Origin of the sequence: Streptomyces sp. BA2 (genome assembly GCF_009769735.1) — a bacterium.
Lineage (GTDB): Bacteria > Actinomycetota > Actinomycetes > Streptomycetales > Streptomycetaceae > Streptomyces.
Genome location: NZ_WSRO01000002.1, coordinates 5934389 through 5956019 on the forward strand (window position 1 = coordinate 5934389; position 21631 = coordinate 5956019).

At 68.7% G+C, this 21631-nt stretch carries 18 protein-coding genes; 7 read left to right on the forward strand and 11 right to left on the reverse strand.

Translation table 11 applies throughout. The features are described from left to right. Positions 1–11 precede the first annotated feature (11 nt). Positions 12–1553, forward strand: a complete 1542-nt coding sequence (locus tag E5671_RS29640) for a ricin-type beta-trefoil lectin domain protein (RefSeq protein ID WP_160506945.1) — start codon at positions 12–14, stop codon at positions 1551–1553. Between the two features lie 45 nt (positions 1554–1598). Here the strand turns inward: E5671_RS29640 and E5671_RS29645 are convergent, their stop codons facing one another. Continuing rightward, positions 1599–3290 carry a fumarate hydratase gene (locus tag E5671_RS29645; RefSeq protein WP_160506946.1) on the reverse strand — a complete coding sequence of 564 codons (1692 nt, stop codon included), beginning with the start codon at positions 3288–3290 and terminating at the stop codon, positions 1599–1601. Between the two features lie 179 nt (positions 3291–3469). Between E5671_RS29645 and E5671_RS29650 the strand changes: the two genes are divergently transcribed. Both E5671_RS29650 and E5671_RS29655 read left to right on the forward strand, forming a co-directional pair. Then, complete coding sequence (locus tag E5671_RS29650) at positions 3470–4177, forward strand: DUF1707 domain-containing protein (protein ID WP_160506947.1); 708 nt, start codon at positions 3470–3472, stop codon at positions 4175–4177. A 149-nt stretch (positions 4178–4326) separates the two neighbouring features. Then, complete coding sequence (locus tag E5671_RS29655) at positions 4327–4707, forward strand: WhiB family transcriptional regulator (protein WP_160506948.1); 381 nt, start codon at positions 4327–4329, stop codon at positions 4705–4707. Between the two features lie 135 nt (positions 4708–4842). On the opposite strand, the gene glpX is transcribed toward E5671_RS29655, so the two are convergent. After that, positions 4843–5874: a class II fructose-bisphosphatase gene (gene glpX, locus E5671_RS29660; protein ID WP_160506949.1), complete on the reverse strand. Its 1032-nt coding sequence runs from the start codon at positions 5872–5874 to the stop codon at positions 4843–4845. Positions 5875–6059: 185 nt separating this feature from the next. Here glpX and E5671_RS29665 point away from each other — a divergent pair, with 185 nt between their 5' ends. Beyond that, a complete protein-coding gene (locus tag E5671_RS29665) occupies positions 6060–6578 on the forward strand; it encodes a DUF4245 family protein (protein WP_160506950.1) in 519 nt (172 codons plus the stop codon). Positions 6579–6653: 75 nt separating this feature from the next. Here the strand turns inward: E5671_RS29665 and E5671_RS29670 are convergent, their stop codons facing one another. From E5671_RS29670 to E5671_RS29685, 4 genes are all read right to left on the reverse strand, one after another. Beyond that, positions 6654–7244, reverse strand: a complete 591-nt coding sequence (locus E5671_RS29670) for a malonic semialdehyde reductase (protein ID WP_160506951.1) — start codon at positions 7242–7244, stop codon at positions 6654–6656. Between the two features lie 174 nt (positions 7245–7418). After that, complete coding sequence (locus tag E5671_RS29675) at positions 7419–7679, reverse strand: exodeoxyribonuclease VII small subunit (RefSeq protein ID WP_160506952.1); 261 nt, start codon at positions 7677–7679, stop codon at positions 7419–7421. Between the two features lie 10 nt (positions 7680–7689). Further along, the gene (xseA, locus tag E5671_RS29680; protein ID WP_160506953.1) at positions 7690–8952 is read right to left on the reverse strand and encodes an exodeoxyribonuclease VII large subunit; all 1263 of its coding nucleotides are present in this window, start codon (positions 8950–8952) and stop codon (positions 7690–7692) included. A 110-nt stretch (positions 8953–9062) separates the two neighbouring features. Beyond that, a complete protein-coding gene (locus E5671_RS29685) occupies positions 9063–10499 on the reverse strand; it encodes an APC family permease (protein ID WP_160506954.1) in 1437 nt (478 codons plus the stop codon). Positions 10500–10575: 76 nt separating this feature from the next. Here E5671_RS29685 and E5671_RS29690 point away from each other — a divergent pair, with 76 nt between their 5' ends. Together E5671_RS29690 and ppgK are read left to right on the forward strand one after the other, a co-directional pair. Beyond that, positions 10576–11568, forward strand: a complete 993-nt coding sequence (locus tag E5671_RS29690; RefSeq protein ID WP_160506955.1) for a 4-hydroxy-3-methylbut-2-enyl diphosphate reductase — start codon at positions 10576–10578, stop codon at positions 11566–11568. A 35-nt stretch (positions 11569–11603) separates the two neighbouring features. Further along, positions 11604–12350 (forward strand): polyphosphate--glucose phosphotransferase, encoded by a 747-nt coding sequence (ppgK, locus tag E5671_RS29695; RefSeq protein ID WP_160506956.1) that lies wholly within the window; start codon positions 11604–11606, stop codon positions 12348–12350. Between the two features lie 44 nt (positions 12351–12394). Here ppgK and E5671_RS29700 read toward each other — a convergent pair whose 3' ends face one another. Then, entirely contained in the window at positions 12395–13054 is a 660-nt protein-coding gene (locus E5671_RS29700) for a DUF6542 domain-containing protein (RefSeq protein WP_336605881.1), read from the reverse strand. Positions 13055–13251: 197 nt separating this feature from the next. Between E5671_RS29700 and ychF the strand changes: the two genes are divergently transcribed. Next, entirely contained in the window at positions 13252–14340 is a 1089-nt protein-coding gene (gene ychF, locus E5671_RS29705) for a redox-regulated ATPase YchF (protein ID WP_160506957.1), read from the forward strand. 105 nt (positions 14341–14445) lie between these two features. On the opposite strand, the gene E5671_RS29710 is transcribed toward ychF, so the two are convergent. The 4 genes from E5671_RS29710 to fusA form a co-directional block, all read right to left on the reverse strand. Continuing rightward, on the reverse strand, positions 14446–16389 hold the full coding sequence (locus E5671_RS29710) for a DUF2075 domain-containing protein (RefSeq protein WP_237330263.1): 1944 nt from the start codon (positions 16387–16389) through the stop codon (positions 14446–14448). A gap of 110 nt (positions 16390–16499) precedes the next feature. Then, positions 16500–18545: a DNA/RNA helicase domain-containing protein gene (locus tag E5671_RS29715; protein ID WP_160506958.1), complete on the reverse strand. Its 2046-nt coding sequence runs from the start codon at positions 18543–18545 to the stop codon at positions 16500–16502. Positions 18546–18720: 175 nt separating this feature from the next. Beyond that, positions 18721–18849, reverse strand: a complete 129-nt coding sequence (locus E5671_RS47100; RefSeq protein ID WP_272902838.1) for a DUF6408 family protein — start codon at positions 18847–18849, stop codon at positions 18721–18723. A gap of 310 nt (positions 18850–19159) precedes the next feature. Beyond that, the gene (fusA, locus tag E5671_RS29720; protein ID WP_160506959.1) at positions 19160–21259 is read right to left on the reverse strand and encodes an elongation factor G; all 2100 of its coding nucleotides are present in this window, start codon (positions 21257–21259) and stop codon (positions 19160–19162) included. Between the last annotated feature and the right edge of the window lie 372 nt (positions 21260–21631).

Genomic DNA, 21631 nt, shown 5'->3' on the forward strand with positions numbered 1-21631 from the left:
GGGGAGGCGCAATGAAGCGCATCAGACGCGACCGCCGGAGCAGGCTGCGATGTACGTTCGCGGCGGCCGTGGCGATGGCGGCGGTGCTCGGCACGGCAGCGGCCGTGCCGGCCCAGGCCGCCGAGGACGGGAACAGGGCGGCGGCATCCACGCCCCTGCCGCCCGAACTGGAGAAGATCCGGGCGGCCGAGGCCACCGAGCTCTACGGCGACCCGGCAGAGCGCCCGCTCGCCGACCGCAAGACCGGGCTCATCTCGCTCGGCGACAGTGAGATCTCGGGGGAGGGTGTCGGAACGTACGAACCCGGCACCGACGGCCCCGACAACTGGTGCCACCGCTCCCCGGACGCCGCCATCCACCGCACCGGCATCCCCGCGGACGTGACGTACAACGTCGCCTGCTCGGGAGCACAGACGGTCAACATCAGGATCGGGGGGCAGAAGCAGTACCCCGACGAGCTGGTGCAGAGCGACAACCTCGCCGTGAAGGCGCGCAACACCAAGATCAAGGCGGTCATGCTGGTCATCGGGGCCAACGACGACCTGCAGTTCGCCCCGGTGATGACGGACTGCGTGACCCGCTTCCTGCTCAGCCAGGGCGCCTGCGCGGGCAAGTACAACGACGGCTGGCAGGCGCGGGTCGACGCGCTCGTACCCAAGGTCGAGCAGTCCATCCGCGACCTGAAGACCGTCATGAAGGACGCCGGATACGCGGGCGACGAGTACAAGTTGGTCGTCATGGGCTATCCGAGCCCGATCGGCCCCGACTTCCGGGACAACCCCAAGTTCCCCGGCAAGCTGGCGTGCGGCGGTCTCGGCTACGACTCCGACACCGAGTGGGGCCGCAACTACGCCGTCCCCACGTTCGAGACCGGCATGCGCAAGGCGGTCAAGGCCGCGGGCGCGACCTACCTCGACAACTCCCGCCTCTTCCACGGCCATGAGGTCTGCATGGAGGACACCTGGGCGCGCGGTCTCTACGTGGACCTCTCCAACCCCTTCCCGCCGGACTCCAATTCGGTCCGCCAGTCCTTCCACCCCAACGCCCGCGGCCACGAGGCCTTCGCCTCCTGCCTGACGCAGCTCTACAACTCCGGCTGGAGCGAGGGCGGTTGCGCGGACCCGGCGAGCACGGGCAGCCCGAAGCTCTACCAGGGCGGATGGGGCGACGCGTACAAGCCGCTCAAGAACGCGGGCACGGGGACGTGCGTGGACGTCGACGCCTCGAAGAGCCGTAACGGCACCAAGGTGCAGGGCTGGGACTGCACCGGCAACCGCAACCAGACCTGGTGGTACGACGGTGCTTCCGGCGGGCAGAAGTCGCTGCACACAGGCCTGACCCAGGACCGCTGCCTCGACGTCCCGGGCACGGCGAAGGAAGGCACCGCCGTCACGCTGTGGAACTGCCACGGCGGCGCCAACCAGAAGTTCGTACGTGAGGCGGGGACGCTGCGGCCGGCCGCCGACGCCGGGCTCTGCCTGACCCTGGCGGGGGCCAAGGAGCCGCTGCGGCTCCAGAAGTGCACGGGGGCGGCGAACCAGCGGTTCGCCTGAGTGCCGTAGAGGAGCCCTCTCCGTGGAGAGGGCTCCTCCGCGTTGCTACGCCAGGCCGGGCCCGCGCACCGGGATGGACGTGAACGTCGGCTCCGGAGCCGGGTTCTGGAAGAAGTCGTTGCCCTTGTCGTCGACGACGATGAAGGCCGGGAAGTCCTCGACCTCGATCTTCCAGACCGCTTCCATGCCGAGCTCCTCGTACTCGACGACCTCGACCTTCTTGATGCAGTCCTGGGCCAGGCGCGCGGCAGGGCCGCCGATCGAGCCCAGGTAGAAGCCGCCGTGCGCGTCGCAGGCGTCGGTGACCTGTTTGGAGCGGTTGCCCTTGGCGAGCATGACCTTGGAGCCGCCCGCCGCCTGGAACTGCTCCACGTAGGAGTCCATGCGGCCGGCCGTCGTCGGGCCGAAGGAGCCGGAGGCGTAGCCCTCGGGGGTCTTGGCGGGACCGGCGTAGTACACCGGGTGGTCCTTCAGGTACTGCGGCATCTCCTCGCCCGCGTCAAGGCGCTCCTTGATCTTGGCGTGCGCGATGTCGCGGGCCACGACCAGCGGGCCGGTCAGCGAGAGGCGGGTCTTCACCGGGTGCTTGGTGAGCTCGGCGAGGATGTCGTCCATCGGCTGGTTGAGGTCGATCTTCACACTGCGTACATCAGCGGCTTCGCCGCGGGCGGCGGCCTCGTCGAGGTGCTCGGCCGTGGTGTCGGGGAGGAAGCGCGCCGGGTCCGTCTCCAGCTGTTCCAGGAAGACGCCCTCGGCGGTGATCTTCGCGGTGGCCTGGCGGTCGGCCGAGCAGGAGACGGCGATGGCGACGGGTAGCGAGGCGCCGTGGCGCGGCAGGCGCACCACGCGGACGTCGTGGCAGAAGTACTTGCCGCCGAACTGCGCGCCGATGCCGATCTTCTGCGTCAGCTCGAAGACCTTCTCCTCCAGCTCCTTGTCGCGGAAGCCGTGCCCGGCCGGGGAGCCCTCGGCGGGCAGCTCGTCCAGGTAGTGCGCGGAGGCGTACTTCGCGGTCTTCAGGGCGAACTCGGCGCTGGTGCCGCCGACGACGATCGCCAGGTGGTACGGCGGGCAGGCGGCCGTGCCCAGCGAGCGGATCTTCTCCTCCAGGAACTTCATCATGGAGGCCTCGTTCAGGACGGCCTTCGTCTCCTGGTAGAGGAACGACTTGTTGGCCGAGCCGCCGCCCTTGGCCATGAAGAGGAACTTGTAGGCGCCGCCGTCGGTCGCGTACAGCTCGATCTGGGCCGGGAGGTTGGAGCCGGTGTTCTTCTCCTCCCACATGTTCAGGGGAGCCATCTGCGAGTAGCGCAGGTTCAGCTTCGTGTACGCGTCGTAGATGCCGTGCGAGAGCGCCTTCTCGTCCTCACCTTCGGTGAGGACGTTCTGTCCGCGCTTGCCCATGACGATGGCCGTGCCGGTGTCCTGGCACATGGGGAGCACGCCCGCGGCCGCGATGTTCGCGTTCTTCAGGAGGTCGAGCGCCACGAACTTGTCGTTGCCCGACGCCTCCGGGTCGTCGACGATGCGCCGCAGCTGGGCCAGGTGCGCGGGCCGCAGGTAGTGCTGGATGTCGTGGATCGCCTCGGCGGCGAGCGTGCGCAGCGCCTCCGGGTCGACCTTGAGGAACGTCCGCCCGTCGGCCTCGAAAGTGGAGACACCCTCGGAGGTCACCAGCCGGTACGGCGTGGTGTCCTCTCCCAGGGGGAGCAGTTCGGAGTACTCAAACTCTGGCATTACGGCCATTCCTCACTCGGCAGACAGCGGCGCGGCCTCCATTGGCGACGCGCCAACCAGCGTAGAACGCCACAGGACGGCCGGGTCTGTGAGGTAAGGCTCAGTAGAGCCCGCCCGATGTCCGCGCGGGTTGTCCACAGGGGTAGTCGCGATCTATCGCGTTTGGGTACGCTGATGGTGTGGACCTAGAGAAGCGCCTCCAGCCCCCTCAGCAGACCCACCCGGAACCGACGCCCGCAGGCCTGCGGGCGTCGGACGCCGACCGGGACCGCACGGCGGACATCCTCCGCGATGCCCTCGCCGAGGGGCGGCTGACCGCCGAGGAGCACGGTGAGCGGATCGACGGGGTCTATCGGGCCAAGACCATGGGTGAACTGGAGCCGCTGGTCAGCGACTTGCCCGCGGCAGGCGGCGCGGCGTATCCAGGCGGCGCGGCGTATCCGACCGTGAGGCCCGAGCCCGCCCCCTCCCGGCCTTCGGACGGCGTGGTGCCCCCGGTCGCCGACGAGAACCTGGTCGCGGTCTTCAGCAGCTCTGTCCGCAAGGGCCGCTGGCGCGTAGCCCGCCGCACGCACGTGTACTCGATCTTCGGCAGCGTGGAGATCGACCTCAGCGAGGCGATCTTCGAGCAGCGGCAGGTCGTCATCAGGGCGATCTCCGTCTTCGGCAACGTCGAGATCCGCGTCCCGGAGAACGTCTCGCTGCGCGGCAACGGCACGGGCGTGCTCGGCAACTTCGAGGTGGACACGCTCGATTCGGCCGAGCGGGACGCTCCGGTCGTCTTCGTCGACGGTTTCGCGGTCCTGGGCAACATCGAGGCGAAGCCCAGGCGGGGCAAGCTCGTCCGGGACCTGCACAAGCAGCTGCGCAAGCATCTCGGCCACTGAAGGGCTCCTGGCCGGCCACCGAGGGGGTGTATCCGGCCACTGACGGCGCGAACTTCCGTACATCGGAACTCAGTGCATAGGCGCGTACACAGCGGGTAGAGCTTGCTGCATCGTCTCTCGCTCGCGAAGCCGTCGTCAGGAGTAGACCCGTGCTGCAGCCGTCGCATCAGTCCCTGCAGGTCGCCGCCGTTCCGGCCCAGCGGGAACCAGTGCGCGATCGGAACCAGGACTCCCCATGGCACACCGAGGCGGTGTGCCGACGAGACGAGGCCGGGCTGTTCTTCGCCCCGTCCAAGGAACCGACCGCCTCACGCCTGTCCCGGGAGGAGGCCGCGAAGCGCGTCTGCGGCGGCTGTCCCGTGATGGTCGAGTGCAGGGAACACGCCCTGCTCCAGCCCGAGCCGTACGGCGTCTGGGGCGGCCTCACGGCCGCGGAGCGCCGCGTGGTGCTCGCCAGGCGGCGCCGGCGCGAGGTGGAGCTCAAGAAGGCCGCGCACACGACCGCGGGACCGATCGCCGCCGCCGGGTAGGCCGGACACGCCGGGCAGGCCGGATAGTTCTTCCGTACGCCGGAGGGGGCGTCCCCCGCACGGGGCGCCCCCTCAGGTGTGCGCAACTCGCGCGCTGTGAAGCCTAGTTGGTCGCTCGGCTACTTGGTCGCTCGGCTACTTGGCGCGGTCGAAGTCGATGGCGCTGTAGGCGCGCAGCTTCGCGAGCCGGTGGTCGGAGTCGATCTTGCGGATCGTGCCCGACTTGGAGCGCATGACCAGGGACGAGGTCGAGGCCGTCTCCGCGGCGTAGCGCACGCCCTGGAGCAGCTCGCCGTCCGTGATGCCGGTCGCGACGAAGAAGACGTTGTCCCCGCGGACCAGGTCGGTCGTCGACAGCGTGCGGTCCAGGTCGTGGCCCGCGTCGAGCGCGCGCTGGCGCTCCGCGTCGTCCTTGGGCCACAGCTTGCCCTGGATCACACCGCCCAGGCACTTGATCGCGCAGGCCGAGATGATGCCTTCGGGGGTGCCGCCGATGCCCATGAGCATGTCGACGCCGGTGCCCTCGCGCACGGCCATGATCGAACCGGCGACGTCGCCGTCCGAGATGAACTTGATGCGCGCGCCGGTCTCGCGGATCTCCTTGACGATGCCCTCGTGGCGGGGGCGGTCGAGGATCATGACCGTGACGTCCTCGGGCGCGCGGCCCTTGGCCTTGGCGACGCGGCGGATGTTCACGGACGCCGGGGCGTTGATGTCGACGTAGTCGGCGGCTTCCGGGCCCGTGACCAGCTTGTCCATGTAGAAGACCGCGGACGGGTCGAACATGGCGCCGCGGTCGGCGGCGGCGAGCACGGCGATGGCGTTCGGCATCCCCTTCGCGCACAGGGTCGTGCCGTCGATCGGGTCGACGGCGATGTCGACCTCGGCGCCGGTGCTGTCACCGATGCGCTCTCCGTTGAAGAGCATCGGGGCCTCGTCCTTCTCGCCCTCACCGATGACGACGACGCCGTTCATCGAGACGGTGGAGACGAGGGTCCGCATGGCCCGGACGGCGGCGCCGTCGGCGCCGATCTTGTCGCCGCGGCCGACCCAGCGGCCCGCGGCCATGGCGGCGGCCTCGGTGACCCGGACGAGCTCCAGGGCGAGGTTGCGGTCGGGAGCCTCGGGAGAGACTTCGAGCTCGGAGGGGAGATGATGCTCGGTCATCGGAGCGCACCTTTCTGCTGATACGACGACGGCCGGATGAGGGTGTGGCACGACTCTATCCGTAGGCCGACAAAATGAGCAGAGGGCCCCACGCATGAGCGGATCGGGCACGTGGGGGTGCACCGGGGAATGCTTGAAGGAGCACCGGGGGAAGAGCCGTCTTCGGGGCCTGAGACCATGGGGGCGTGGCAGGCAGACAAGGCAAGCAGACCGTACGGAACATGCTGTGGTCGATGGCGGTGATCGCCCTCGTCGCCGGCGCGATCTACATCTTCATCCCGCACGACGATTCCCAGAGCCCCGTCAAGCGCGTCGACTACAGCATCGAGCTGGTGACCGCGCGGCGCGCGGCGGCCTATCCGGTGGCCGCCCCCGAGGGTCTGGCCAAGGCGTGGAAGCCGACGTCGGTGCGGTTCGACGGCTCCAAGGGCGACAGCTGGCACCTGGGTTTCCTCGACCCGTCCGGTGAGTACGTCGTGGTCAAGCAGTCCACGGCCAAGCGGGTCAAGTTCATCGAAGAGGCCACGCAGCGGGCCGTGCGGACGAAGGCCACCGAGAAGATCGGCGGCCAGACGTGGCACCGGTACGAGGGGCAGACGTACGACGCCCTGGTGCGCGAGGACAAGGGCGCGACGACGGTGGTCGCGGGCACGGCGTCGTTCGGTCAGCTGACGAAGATGGCGCAGGCGCTGAAGACGTCCTGATTTTGTTGAGTACGAGTGAGGGCCCCGGCGACATCGCCGGGGCCCTCGCTCGTATTCGTACTAGGTGTCCGAGTCTCAGACGGTCTCGATGACCTGGTCGATCTCCAGGCGCGGGGAGCGGGGGAACCAGGCGTTCTCGGCCGGCTTGCCGATGTTGACGACCATCAGCGGGGTGTGGTCGCCGTCCAGGAACTCCTTCTGGACGCCGGCGGCGTCGAAGCCGGTCATCGGCCCCGCGGCCAGGCCCGCGGCGCGCACGCCGATGATGAAGTAGGCGGCCTGCAGCGCGGCGTTGAGGTGCGCGGCACCTTCGCGGGCCGGGCGCTCCGAGAAGAAGACGTCCTTGGCCTGCGGGAAGTGCGGGAACAGCGCCGGCAGCTCCTCGTGGAACTCGTTGTCCGCGGAGAGGATCGCGACGAGCGGGGCGGACGCGGTCTTCGGCTGGTTGCCCTCGGCCATGTGCTGGACCAGGCGCTCGCGGGCCTCGGGGGAGCGGACCAGGGTGATGCGCAGCGACGACAGGTTGAAGGCGGTCGGGCCGAACTTGACCAGGTCGTAGATCGCCTGCACCTGCTCGTCGGTGACCGGCTCATCGGTGAAGGAGTTCGCGGTGCGGGCCTCGCGGAAGAGCAGGTCCTGTGCGGCGGGGTCAAGGACGAGAGACATGGATCAACCTTCTCGGTGCGTGCGTTGCGTGCGTGGATCAGCTTGCGTCATCGACCGTACGACGTTGCGGTTTAAGTTTCAACCAAATCGGCCGCTTGGTGATCCGCTTCACAACGCACCAGGTCAGAGGCGAGGCGAGGCGTCCGTGTCAGTCGGCGGTGTCAGCCAGCGGCGTCAGTCGGCGGCGGTGTCCTCGCCCGCGTCGCTGTCCCCGTCAGGACCCGCCAGGGCCGCGTCGAGGCGGGCGCGGGCGCCGTCCAGCCAGCGGCGGCAGATCTTCGCCAGCTCCTCGCCGCGCTCCCACAGGGCGAGCGACTCCTCGAGCGTGGTGCCGCCGGTCTCCAGGCGGCGTACGACCTCGATGAGCTCGTCCCGTGCCTGCTCGTAGCCGAGTGCGTCCGCGGGGCTCGTGGCCTCGTCCGTCTTGCTGGTCATGTGCCCCACCCTAAATGTCGGTTCGTGCGGTCTCTGCGGCGCTTACAGCCTCTGTGGCGCCTGCGGCCTCTGTGGCTCGTACGGTGAACTCGCCCTCGGCGACCCGGGCCCGCAACTCCTCGTCGGCAGTCACCTCTTCCGGGGCCCGCACCACAGCGCCGTCCGCCTTCTGCAGCACCGCGTACCCCCGCTGGAGCGTCGCGGCGGGGGAGAGGCCCACCACGCGCGCGTGGGTGTGCGTCAGCTCCGACTCGGCGCGGTCGAGGAGATGCCCGAGCGTGCGGCGGCTGCGGTCGACGAGCGCCGAGACCTGCTCCTCGCGCTCCTCGATCATGCGGTGCGGATTCTCCATGGAGGGGCGGGCAAGGGCGTGCGCGAGGCCGCGGTCCTCGCGGTCGAGGTAGGCGTCCAGGCAGCGCCGGGCGCGGTCCCGCAGCCACCGCACGCGCTCGTACTCCTCGCCGACGTCCGGCACGACTTTCTTGGCGGCGTCGGTGGGGGTGGAGGCGCGCAGGTCGGCGACGTAATCGAGCAGGGGGTTGTCCGGCTCGTGCCCGATCGCGGAGACGACGGGCGTACGGCACGAGGCGACGGCCCGCACGAGCTGCTCGTCCGAGAACGGCAGCAGATCCTCTACGCTGCCGCCGCCACGGGCCACGATGATCACGTCCACGGTGTCGAGCGCGTCCAGGTCCTTCACGGCCTGCACGACCTGCGGTACGGCGTGCACGCCCTGGACGGGGACGTTGCGCACCTCGAAGCGGACGGCGGGCCAGCGGTGCCGGGCGTTCTCAAGGACGTCGCGCTCGGCGGCGGAGGCGCGACCGGTGACGAGCCCGATGAGCTGCGGCAGGAAGGGCAGCGCCTTCTTCCGGTCGGCCGCGAAGAGCCCCTCCCCGGCGAGGCTTTTCTTCAACTGCTCGATCCGCGCGAGGAGTTCCCCCACGCCGACGGGCTTTATCTCGACGGCCCGCAGGGACAGCTGCCCCCGGGGCGCGTACCACTCGGGCTTGGCGTGGACGACGACTCGGGCGCCCTCGGAGACGACGTCCGCTACGGCGTCGAACACCTGGCGGTAGCAGGTGACGCTGACGGAGATGTCGTGCGAGGGATCGCGCAACGTCATGAATACGACACCGGCGCCGGGCCTGCGGGACAGCTGGGTGATCTGCCCCTCGACCCACACGGCACCGAGCCGGTCGATCCACCCGCCGATGAGCCGCGACACCTCGCCGACGGGCAGCGGGGCATCAGCAGACGTGTTCAAAGCCATGCGCCGAGCGTATCGGCAGGCTCTGACACGAGGGGGTCCCTCCTACGCCGCGGATCGGACGCCGGGTATTCGGGTGGGTGGGCGGGAAACATCCGCCGCGAAGCGGCGGCCTAGGACTCCCCACGACGAGCCCGCTGGGCAAAGAGCACGACAAGCCCCACGGCCAACCAGACCGCACCCACCACCTGCGCGGACCCCGCGGCCTCGACAATCACGGCGATGGTGATCGCGGCCCCGAGCACCGGAACCAGGACGTGCCGCCACCAGCTGACGGGCCCCCCTTGCCGGCGGACCACGAACCACCCCACCACGCTCGCGTGCAGCAACACGAACGCCGTCAAAGCCCCGACATTCACCACCGACACCAAGTGATCCATCCCGTCGTCCCGCCGAGCCGCCCACACCGCCGCGACCAGCGTGATCACGGCCGCACACAGCAGCGCCAGCCGAGGCGTCCCCGAATCCGTCTTCGACAGAGCCCCCGGCAGCCGCCGGTCACGCGCCATGGCGAACAGGAGCCGCCCCGCCGCGGCCTGCCCGGCCAGCGCAGCGAACGCCGCACCGATCGCCTTGCTGACGGCCACCAGGTCGTGCAGCCAGTCCCCGACGGCCGAGTCGACAGCATCGTAGAAAGCGGACCCCTGCTTGCCCGGCTCGGCGGCGAGCTGCGCCGACGACACCGGCTCAAGGAGAGCGACCAGATACGTCTGGGCAATGAACAGCACACCGGCGAGTGCCAGACAGAGCAGCACCGCCCGCGCCACCTTCGCCGAGCCCCCCGTCACCTCCTCCGCGAACGAGGCGATCGCGTCGAAGCCCAGATACGAGAGCACCGCCACCGACACCGCCCCCACCACGGCCCCCAGCGCGAACGCCCCCTGCGAGCCGTCCCCGCTCAGCGGTGAGAGCCAGTCCCGCTCCGCCCCGTCCTGCGCCAGGACGACGATCGCCGACACCACGAAGACAAGGAGGACCACGATCTCCATGGCGAGCACCAGGAACCCGACCCGCGCAGCCGCCCGTACGCCCCACAGGTTCAGCGCGGTCGTCACCAGGACCGCGATCGCCGTCCACACCCACCGGGAGACGGAGGGTACGAGCGCCTCCATCGCGATCCCGGAGAAGAGATAGGCGACGGCCGGGATGAGGAGATAGTCGAGCATCGCCATCCACCCGGCGATGAACCCGGGGCCGTTGCCGAGCCCCACGCGCGCGTAGGCGAAGACCGAACCAGCCTGGGGTACCACCCTCACCATCTGCGCGTAACTGAATGCGGTGAACGCCATCGCGATCGTGGCGATGATGTAGACGAGCGCCACGGCACCGTGCGACTTGGCGTCGAGCGTTCCGAAGACTCCGACCGGTGCCATCGGGGCGATGAACAGCAACCCGTAGACGACGAGATCACGGAAGCCGAGACTGCGCCGCAGCCCGTCGCCCTCGGCAGCGGGGGCCGTGGCGGTACGGGCGCCGGCCGTCGGGTCTGGGTAACCCGGGGCCGTCGGGTCTGGGGTACCCGGGTCTGAGTTACCGGAGTTACCGGACATCGTGCCTCCGTAAGTGAACGCAGGCCCCCAGTCTCCCCAAGAAGCCGATCTTTGACGCGCTGGGCTCGGCCTTACGATGGGGGGCATGACTGCTTCGACTCCTGCCCGCCGAGTCCTGCTCGCCGCCCCCCGCGGCTACTGCGCGGGTGTGGACCGTGCCGTGATCGCCGTCGAGAAGGCCCTTGAGCAGTACGGGGCCCCGATCTATGTCCGCCACGAGATCGTTCACAACAAGTACGTGGTGCAGACTCTGGAGAAGAAGGGGGCCATCTTCGTCGACCAGACGGCGGAGGTCCCCGAAGGCTCCATCGTCATGTTCTCCGCCCACGGAGTGGCCCCGACGGTCCACGCGGAAGCCGCCGAGCGGAAACTGGCGACGATCGACGCGACGTGCCCCCTGGTCACGAAGGTCCACAAGGAAGCCGTCCGGTTCGCCAAGGACGACTTCGACATCCTCCTGATCGGCCACGAGGGCCACGAGGAAGTCATCGGTACGTCCGGTGAGGCGCCCGACCACATCACGCTGGTCGACGGCCCGGACGACGTCGCGAACGTCGAGGTCCGCGACCCGGACAAGGTCGTCTGGCTCTCCCAGACCACGCTCTCGGTCGACGAGACCATGGAGACGGTCGACGCCCTGAAGACCAAGTTCCCGGGCCTGATCTCCCCTCCCAGCGACGACATCTGCTACGCCACGCAGAACCGCCAGATCGCGGTGAAGAAGCTGGCGGAGGACGCCGAGCTCGTCATCGTCGTCGGCTCCAAGAACTCCTCGAACTCGATCCGCATGGTCGAGGTAGCCCTCGACGCGGGCGCCCCCGCCTCGCACCTCGTCGACGGCGCCGAAGAGATCGACGAGGCCTGGCTGGAGGGCGTGACCACGGTCGGCCTCACCTCCGGTGCCTCCGTCCCGGACGTCCTGGTGGACGGCGTCATCGAGTGGCTGGCCGAGCGGGGCTACGGAGACGTGGAGACGGTGAAGACGGCCGACGAGTCGATCACCTTCTCGCTGCCGAAGGAGCTCCGCCGCGACCTGCGCGCCGAGGCCGCGGAGCTGTCGCAGAAGTAACGCGGCGGTCAGAGGGTGGCCGTACGGTGGGTCTCATGCAGATCTTCGGTGTGGACATCGGCGGATCAGGGATCAAGGGCGCGCCCGTTGACCTGGACCGTGGAGACCTGGCACAAGAGCGGCACAAAGTACTGACCCCGCACCCGGCCACGCCCGACGGCGTGGCCGACAAGGTGCGCGAGGTCGTCGAGCACTTCGGCTGGACGGGCCCGGTCGGCGCCACGTTCCCGGGCGTGATCACCGACGGCACGGCGCGCACGGCGGCCAACGTGGACAAGAGCTGGATCGGCACGGACATCCAGAGCCTGGTTGCGGACCGGCTCGGCGGTGGTGTCCCCGTCACCGTCCTGAACGACGCGGACGCGGCTGGCGTGGCCGAGATGCACTTCGGGGCGGGCCGCGGCCGTACGGGCACGGTCATCCTGCTGACCCTCGGCACGGGCATCGGCAGCGCCCTCTTCACCGGCGGCCGCCTCGTCCCGAACACCGAGCTCGGCCACCTGGAGCTGCACGGACACGACGCGGAGAAGCGTGCGTCGTCCAAGGCCAAGGAGGACGAGGACCTCAGCTGGGAGCACTGGGCGCACCGCGTCCAGAAGTATCTGGCGCACGTGGAGATGCTGTTCTCGCCCGAGCTGTTCATCATCGGCGGCGGAGTGAGCCGCAAGTCCCACAAGTTCCTGCCGCTGATCAAGGGCATCAGGGCCGAGGTGGTCCCCGCGGAGCTGCAGAACAACGCGGGCATTGTGGGCGCGGCGATGGCGGCGGCGGAAAAGGACTAGCTCCCCGGCAGGGGCTCTGGTGGCTCTGGTGGCTCCGGGGCGGCCTACGCGGTGGGCATGCGCCTTTTCGCGGCTCCCTGCGGCCCTGGCCCAGGTCCTGGCCGAGGTCCTGGCCCGGGGGCGGAGGAGGCGGCCCGCGCCCGGCGCCGCTGCCCCATGAGCTTGATCCGGCGCACGGTCACGATGAGACCGGCGACGAGGGTCCCGCCGTACAGCCAGCCCGCGTGCAGCGCGAGCGAGGTGATCAGCCCCATGAAATGCCCGCTGAAGCCGCCCCCGTTGCCGCCCGAGATGGGTACGAGGCCGACGGCGAAGGCGATCGGCACGGCCACGGGAGCGGTCACCAGGTCGGCAGGCCGCACCCAGAACGCGGTCAGCGCGCTCACGGGCAGGAAGAGCACGCCGTACGCGACGACCGAACTGCCGAAGAGCAGCCACAGCAGACTGGCGAGCAGGAACATCACCACGGCGCAGAAGAGTCCGCTGCCGAGCCCCGTGAGACGCGGGTTCGGCATCCCGCGCAGCCTGCGATAGAGCGGCAGTGCGCGCAGTCTTCGTACGAAGGGCGGGACGGGGCGGCGGGGAGGGGGCGCGGCGCGGTAGACCGCCGCGGACGCGGCGGACCTGTTGCCCTGCGGGGGCAGGGGGGCGGTGCGTCGCGGCCGGGCCGGAGGCTGAGGGGGACGCGTCCTGTGTTGCTCCACCGGACCAACCTAGGGCGAGCCATACCGATAATCCTGCATGGGACACGCCCTTTGGCCGACCTTGGCCAAGCGTTCGATACTCGCGCGATACGCCGACGAGGGCGGGGCCCGCACGCCGTAGACTGGGGGATCGCCCTACGGTCGCTCCGGCCCTCCGGGCCGTCCACCCACAGCCTCCACGTACGGGAAGTCGCAACGTGTCGCTCACGATCGGAATCGTCGGTCTGCCCAATGTCGGCAAGTCGACCCTGTTCAACGCCCTGACCAAGAACGACGTCCTTGCGGCCAACTACCCGTTCGCGACGATCGAGCCGAATGTCGGCGTGGTGGGCGTCCCGGACCCCCGCCTCACGAAACTGGCGGAAATCTTCAGTTCCCAGAAGATCCTCCCGGCGACGGTCGACTTTGTCGACATCGCGGGCATCGTGCGCGGCGCGAGCGAGGGTGAGGGCCTGGGCAACAAGTTCCTCGCGAACATCCGCGAGTCGGACGCGATCTGCCAGGTGATCCGCGCCTTCAAGGACGAGAACGTCGTACACGTCGACGGCAAGGTCTCGCCCAAGGACGACATCGAGACGATCAACACCGAGCTGATCCTCGCCGACCTCCAGACCATCGAGAAGGTCCTGCCGCGCCTCCAGAAGGAATCGCGCATCAAGAAGGACATCGCCCCGAAGGTGAAGGCGGTGGAGGAGGCCCAGGCGATCCTGGAGAAGGGCGACACGCTCTTCTCTCAGGGCATCGTCCAGGGCTCGGGCAGGGAGGAGCTCCTCCACGACCTGCACCTCCTGACCACGAAGCCCTTCCTCTACGTCTTCAACGTGGACGAGGACGAGCTGACGGACGACGAGTTCAAGGCCGAGCAGAGCGCACTGGTCGCCCCCGCGGAGGCGATCTTCCTCAACGCCAAGCTGGAGTCGGACCTCGCGGAGCTGGACGAGGAGGAGGCCCTTGAGCTCCTCCAGTCGGTAGGCCAGGAGGAGCCGGGCCTCGCCACCCTGGCCCACGTAGGCTTCCGCACCCTGGGCCTCCAGACGTACCTCACCGCAGGCCCCAAGGAATCCCGAGCCTGGACGATCCCCCAGGGAGCAACGGCCCCCGAGGCCGCGGGCGTGATCCACACGGACTTCCAGAAGGGCTTCATCAAGGCCGAGGTCATCTCGTTCGAGGACCTGGTCGAGACCGGCTCGGTGGCAGAGGCCCGCGCGAAGGGCAAGGCGCGCATGGAGGGCAAGGAGTATGTGATGCAGGACGGGGATGTGGTGGAGTTCCGCTTCAATGTGTGAGCGGATGAAGAAGCACCGCGCGTCGGCGGCCTGACGACGCGCAGGGGGCAGGGGCCGACTCCTCAGGGAGTCGGCCCTTTGTCCATGCGGGCACGGTCCATCTGGTCACGGACGAGAAGATCCGGCTTTCCGCGGCTGGGCGGTACTGATGATCGCCGGGGTGTCCGCGTCCGGCAGCCGGGTTCGCTTCGGTTCGCTGGTCAGCTCCCGCAGCTTCGCTCGTGTCTCGGCGTCGGTCGAGTACACCACCGTTCCGATCATTCCCCGCGTCAGCAGAACTTTGTACGTATTGCGGATGAGTCGATCCACATCCGCGTCTGAGGTCGACTTCTTGAACACCGGATCCTTGGATGCCGTGCGGTCGGTGACCCAGCGGTCGCCGCGCCACACCAGGTCGGGACCGATGATGACGCCGCTCCAGTCGTACTCGAAGCCCTGCGCCGTGTACACGCAGCCCACCTGCCCGAAACCGGCCGGATCCGTTGCCCACAGGGCGGCCGGAGGCGCACCCATGATGGACCGGTCACCGAAGACGTTCCAGGGCCGTTCCCACTCCCCGACGACGACGTCTGCGGGCAGTTCCTGCCCGGGCGGCACCTTCTTCGTCCACTTCCAGCAGTAGCCTGCGGACATACGTGCGCTGTAATTCTGCGAGCGGCGATCGTCCAGGAACGCCTCCATTTCCCGCGGACTGTCCGCGAGCAGCAGTCGCATCTTGCCGTCGGGCTCCCAGACCACAGGACCGCCCTGTTCCAGCCCCAACAGCCGCACCACCCAGCGCAGATACGCGTCGCTGCCACCGCAGCGGAATTGGCTGTCCAACGGGACCACCTGGCAGTGGAGCCCCTTCGAGGCGGCGGCAGCCTTGATCTCTGTGACCGTACCCATCTCGCCGGGGCGCACGACCTGATGCTCGTCCAACAGAAATACCGGGACGCGCGCGGCGTCGATCAGCTCCTCGATCTGAGCCTTGCCAGTGCGGTTCGACGCCGGTGTGTAGCGGTTGGCCGAGGTCTCACGCATGCGGTGAGCCTCGTCGCAGATCAGGACGTCGAGGCTGTTGCGCTCTGCGGTCATGAAGCTGTTGAAGTACTTGAAGAGTTCCTGCACCTCACGTTTCCGGGCACCAGCGACTTTTCGCATCGTCGTCGTGAACGAGCTGGAGCCTGTGGCATGCAGCGCTGTGGTGCGCTGCCGGTACAGCTCACCGAGGAGTGAGAGGGCGATGACGCTCTTGCCGGTGCCGGGCCCGCCGGTCACGACCACGACTTCCTTGTGGTCGGCCTGCTTGGCACGGCGGACGGCGTTGAGGACCGTACGGTAGGCGACCTGCTGCTCGTCCAGCAGGACGAACTGCTCGCGCTCGCACACCTCTTGGGCGGCTACCGCCATGAGCTGCTTGGAAGGGCCGACCTTCCCGTTCACGAGCTCGTCCGCAGCCGCAGCGCCGGATTCCGGCCCCAGTTTCGTACGCAGAAAGTCGACGAACTCGCCGCGCCGTGCGCCGATGAAGAGTTGCCCGTACTGGTCCTGCTCGGCCTCGAAGAGCCCGTTCACGCCGAACTCGGTCGCGTTGTGCAGATAGGCGGCGCCGCTGATGCGTTCAGGGTGTTCGGCCAGCGCTCCGTTGAAGGAGAGGAGGTACTCGCAGTAGCCGCGCACCTGGTCGACAGGGTTCAGTACTGCCCGGGTGTAGGCGTCTATGCGGCACAGCGACGGATCGTCGTCGTCCGGCTCGGCGCTGCTCCACTGTTTCAGCTCCACGACCACGTAGGACGGCAGTCCGGTCTTGGGGTGCACCCCGGCCAGCACGGCATCGGCCCGCTTGCTGTTCAGTGGCAGCCCGTACTCCAGGAGCATCTCCACCTGGCCGAGCCCCGCGTCGTTGAGCGCGCTCGCGAGCACCGGGATGCTCCGCTCCCACGAACGGGCCTCGGACGAGCTGGGTTTGTGGCCGTGCACGTGCACGAACTGCTCCGTCAGGCGGAAGAAGAGGGCACCGGAGATGCACTCGGCGGCGACCACGGCGGCGGAGTCGCGGAACAGCAAGAGATGCCCCCAGGCAGCACGAAGGAACTCGTGCGGGTGGGGGCATGTCCTGGGTGACTCCGCTAGGCGGATCGGAAGCCCGGCGGGCCGCAGCTACGACGGGATCAAGGCTACCTGGGCTGTCTGCGGTAGGCGGGGGGCAGCTGCGATCCTTCAGCGGTGAGCCGCGGCCGGCCGCCGTCGTAGTGCTGCATGCCGATGGCGCCCGGGATGAGCCTGCGCAGTTCGTTGTGGGTCGCTGGGTCCACCGCGTAGACCACGGTGCCGACGACGCCGCGGGTGAGGAGCACGTGGTAGGCGTTGAGGACGCACCGGGTGACGATCGCGTCGTCGATCGGGCCGCGGAAGGCGGGATCGCGGGAAGCGTGTCGGTCCACCTCGAACTTCCCGTCACGGAACAGCAGATCGGGGCCGATGATAACGCCGTTCCAGTCGTACTCGAAGGTCTGGGCCGTGTAGACGCAGCCGATCTGGTTGACACCGAGGCGGTCGGTCGACCACAGGTCTGACCTGGGTGCGTTCGGGACGTTGTGCTCCGGCTTCACGTTCCACGGTCGGCGCCAGTCCGCGATCTGTACGTCGTCGACGAGCTGATCTCCGGCAGGGTTGCTCCACGGCCAACAGAAGCCCGCGGTGATGCGGGCCGTGGCACCTTCGAGGTGGCGTGCCTGGATGAACTGCTCCATCTGCTCGGGGGAGTCGGCGACCATCAGCGACATCCTGCCGTCTGGTCGCCAGGCCACCGGATCGGAGGCAGCAAGTCCCAACAACTGCTGGACCCAGCTCTGGTAGCGCTTGCTGCCGCCAGCTCGGAAGGTGCCTTCCAGATCGGTTACTTCGACCTCGCAACCCATGCCCTCGGCGAGTTCCTTGAGATAAGTGGCAGTGCCCACTTCGTCGGGACGGATCGACTGGTGATCGTCGAGAAGGAAGATCGGCACTTTGGCGGCCTTGATCACTTCAGTTGCCTGCGGCCGGTCGTCGTCCCGAAGAGCTTTCGGCATCCAGCGGTATGTCGAGCTGCGTCGCATGCGGTGCGCCTCGTCGCAGATGAGGACATCGATGCTGTCCGGCGGGGTCTTGCTGAAGCTGTTGAAGTACCGGTACAGCCTGTTGGCCGCGTTGTGCTTGTCCGCAGTCCGCCCTCGACGGGCCGTGCTGAGCATGATCTCGCGCAGAGTCTCCGTGTACGCGTGCGAGCCGCTGGCCAGCACGGCTTCGCGGCCCTTGAGTCCGAGGGCGCGCTGCAACTCCAGTGCTACGGCGCTCTTCCCACTGCCAGGTCCGCCCCGCAGGATGTAGACGCGCTTGGTGCCCGCTTTGGGGGCGGGGCTGTGGGCGGCATCAGCGTCGTAGAACAGTCCGACGTCGAAGCCGGTGAAGCGCGCAGTCTTCTCCAGGTGCCGTGTGATCCGGTCGAACGCGACGTACTGCTCGTCGAGGAGCGTGAGACCTCCGCCGCGGACAGATCGTTGACGGGCCACATCGGTGACCTTGAGCAAGGGGTCCTGGCGTGCCTGCTCCAGCGCGGATGCGGCCCGCTTGCCGGAAGCGGCTGCGAAACGCGCGATAAGGACCCGGCGGAATCGGTCCAGATCATCAAGCGTGTAGAGGAACCCGTGGTCGGTCTCGGGCAGGCCGAACAGTGCCTCCACGTCCGCGTCACGCGCGTTGTGGAGCAATGCCACCCCCATCAACTGATCGTCGTTCTCACGTAGATGGGGCAGGTAGCGCAGCATGTACTCGCAGTAGCGCTGGACCTGCCGCACCGGATGCAGCTTGTTCTTGCCGTCGCCGAACCCGAGATCGACGGCGATGGGGCACAGAGGGTCCACCGAGGCGTGCCGTACCTGCTTCAGCTCAACAGCGAGGTACGAATCTGTCCCTGTACCAGGGTGGTTGCCGCACAACACCAGGTCGACCGCGCAATTGGTGTGCGGCAGGTCGACCTCGACCAGTACCTCGACCTCGTCGAGGCCGCAGTCCAGCAGCGCCCTGACAACTATGGGAACACTGTTGTTCCAGGAAGCGACATCACCCTTGCCGGCCGCTCCCCCCTTGAGCCGGGCATGCTCATGGATCAGTCGCTCGGTGAGCGGAAGGTGCGCCGATCCGGCCTGGGCAACGATGAGTCGGCCGAGTTCGGCAGCGGACATTTGCAGGAGCACGAAGGTTCCCCAGGCACGAGATGACTCGTGCGGGTGGGGGCATGTCCTTCGTCACTCCGCCTGGGCGGAGCGGAAGCCCGTCGGGCCGCAATGACAGTTCGTAGACTAACCCGGCCTCTGGCGTGGTGAGGGCGGGCCCCCAAGGGCCCGCCCTCCGCTCGGCTCAGCCGAGGCGGTGCACCACAGCCTGCGCAAGCATCCACACCAGGTTCGAGCCGAAACTCGCCGTGATGCCCACCAGGACATCGCGGACCCAAATGCGGCGCTTGGGCGTGTACTCGACGGCAGCCATGAAAAGCGTCCCCTTCGGTTGTGTCCGGTGACGGACGCCGGATGGCTCCCGCCGGGAGCACTCCAAGGGGCCGCGTCACCCAACCAAAAGGGGCCACGTTTCCGCAGGGCACGTCGCGTACATCCTCCGATGAGGCAGCGCGATGCAGGTCAACGCTAGCTCACGACAGTGAGCCCTGCCCCAGGAATTGATGCCGAAGGAGCACCTTCATGAGGCGGCGTACGGCGCTCGCTCTCTCGCGTGACCGTGGCCGTGGCCGTACGGGGTGGTGGCGCCGCCCCACGCGAGCGGCGCCACCTCGCCTGCCGACCTACCGGCGCAGCACTTCTTCCGAGACCCCCGTCGGCACCCCCACATACCCCGACGGACGTGTGGTGAACGTGCCTCTGCCCTGGGTTCGGCTGCGCAAGCGGGTTGCGTAGCCGAAGAGTTCCGACAGTGGGACCGTTGCCGTGATCGTGGCTGTGCCGGAGCGTGTCGTGGATGCCGTTACTCGGCCTCGGCGTGCTGCCAGGTCGCCTAGTACTCCGCCCACCGCCTCCTCCGGCAGCGTTGCCGTCAACTCCACCACCGGTTCCAGGAGTTCCAGCGTCGCTGCCCGCAGTGCCGCGCGCAGGGCGAACTTGCCCGCCGTCCGGAACGCCATCTCCGAGGAGTCCTTGGAGTGCGTTGCCCCGTCGGTGAGCGTCACCCGCAGGCCCGTCACCGGGTGACCGCCCAGGGGGCCCTCCGTGAGAGCGTCCCTGCAGCCGGCCTCCACCGCCCGGATGTACTCCTGCGGCACCCGGCCCCCCGTCACCGTGGAAGCGAAGGCGAAGGTGTGCGCCGCATCCGGGCCCGCCTCCACCGGGGCGACATCGAGCACCACGTGTGCGAACTGCCCTGCCCCTCCGTCCTGTTTGACGTGCCGGTACACCAGGCCCGACACCCCGCGCACGACCGTCTCGCGGTACGCCACCTGCGGGCGGCCCACGCCGACCTCGATGCCGTGGGCGCGGCGGATCTTCTCCACCGCGACCTCCAGGTGCAGCTCGCCCATGCCGGACAGCACCGTCTGGCCCGTCTCACGATCGACCCGTACCGCCAGCGACGGGTCCTCCTCGACCAGGCGGGCCAATGCCGACGACAGTCGGCCGGTGTCCACGCTCCTGCGCGCCTCCACCGCCACCGATACCACCGACGCCGCCACCGCGGGAGGTTCCAGAACCAGGGGCGCTGCCGGGGAGCAGAGTGTGGTGCCGGCGCGGGCCGTCTTCAGGCCCACCACGGCCACGATGTCCCCTGCCGTCGCGCGGTCCAGCTCCGCGTGGCGGTCGGCCTGCACGCGCAGGATCCGGCCGATCCGTTCGGTGCGGCCCGTGCCCGCGTCCATCACTGTCTCTCCCTTCGTGATCGTTCCCGAGTACACGCGCACGTACGTGAGACGTCCCGTCGCCGTGGCGTTCACCTTGAACGCCAGGCCCGCGAACGGCGCCGTCGGATCAGCGGCCCTCTCCTGCGCGGTGTCGCCCAGCGTTCCGCGCACCGGCGGGACGTCCGTCGGAGACGGCAGGTAGGACACGACGGCCTCGAGCAGCGGCTCGATTCCGCGGTTGCGGTAGGCGGAACCGCACAGCACCACCACGCCCTCACCGCCCAGGGTGAGGTCGCGCAGTGCGGCCGTCAGCGTGGGAGTGGTGAGCGTCGACGTCGTGCAGTACTCCTCCATCGCCGCCGGATGCAGCTCCGCCACCCTCTCCTCCAACTCCCTCCTGCACTGGTGTGCTTGGTCGGCCAGGGCCTCGGGGATCCGCGTCGTCTCGTACGTGTCGCTGCCCGTGTGCCAGATCAGCGCACGCATACGCAGCAGGTCCACCACCCCGGTGAATCCGTCCTCACGCCCGATCGGCAGCTGCACCACCAGCGGGACCGTGTGCAGGCGCTCCCTGATCGACGCGACCGCCGTGTCGAGGTCCGCGCCCGCACGGTCCAGCTTGTTGATGAACGCGATGCGCGGTACGTCGTACCGATCGGCCTGGCGCCACACCGACTCGCTCTGCGGTTCGACGCCCGCGACGGCGTCGAACACCGCGACCGCGCCGTCGAGCACCCGCAGCGAGCGCTCCACCTCGTCGGCGAAGTCGACGTGACCCGGAGTGTCGATCAGGTTGATCCGGTGCCCGTCCCAGGCGCAGCTGACCGCCGCCGCGAAGATGGTGATCCCGCGGTCGCGTTCCTGCGCGTCGAAGTCGGTGACGGTCGTGCCGTCATGGACCTCACCTCTCTTGTGGGTGGCGCCGGTCAGGTACAGGATCCGCTCGGTGACAGTCGTCTTGCCCGCGTCGACGTGGGCGAGGATGCCGAGATTACGTACAGCGGACGATGAACTGCACTGTTGGTGCCGGGTGTTGGTGGTTGTGTGGGTGCGCACGGCCCTGGGCCTTTCGGTGCGATGTGGGGCGGGGCAGCGCGATTGAGGCCGGACGGACGCCGGACGGACGCCGGACGGACGCCGGACCGAGGACGGACCGAGGACGGACCGAGGACGGCCTCCTTGCCCGGACAGGCAGAGGCAGAGGCTCGTGGGTACGTCAGATGTTCGCCACGGAGATTCAGTGACGGCCGCGCAGCCGGCACCGCACGCGCGAAGACACCAGGATCACGTCGAACCGCGACCGGGGAGAGCAGGCAACTGTGCGGTGACGCATGGCCCGGCTCCTCCCTCACTTGGCTGATCGGTTGATCATTCGGCTGGTCAGCCAGCTGGTCATTCAGCTGGTCATTCGGCTGGTCGTTCGGCTGA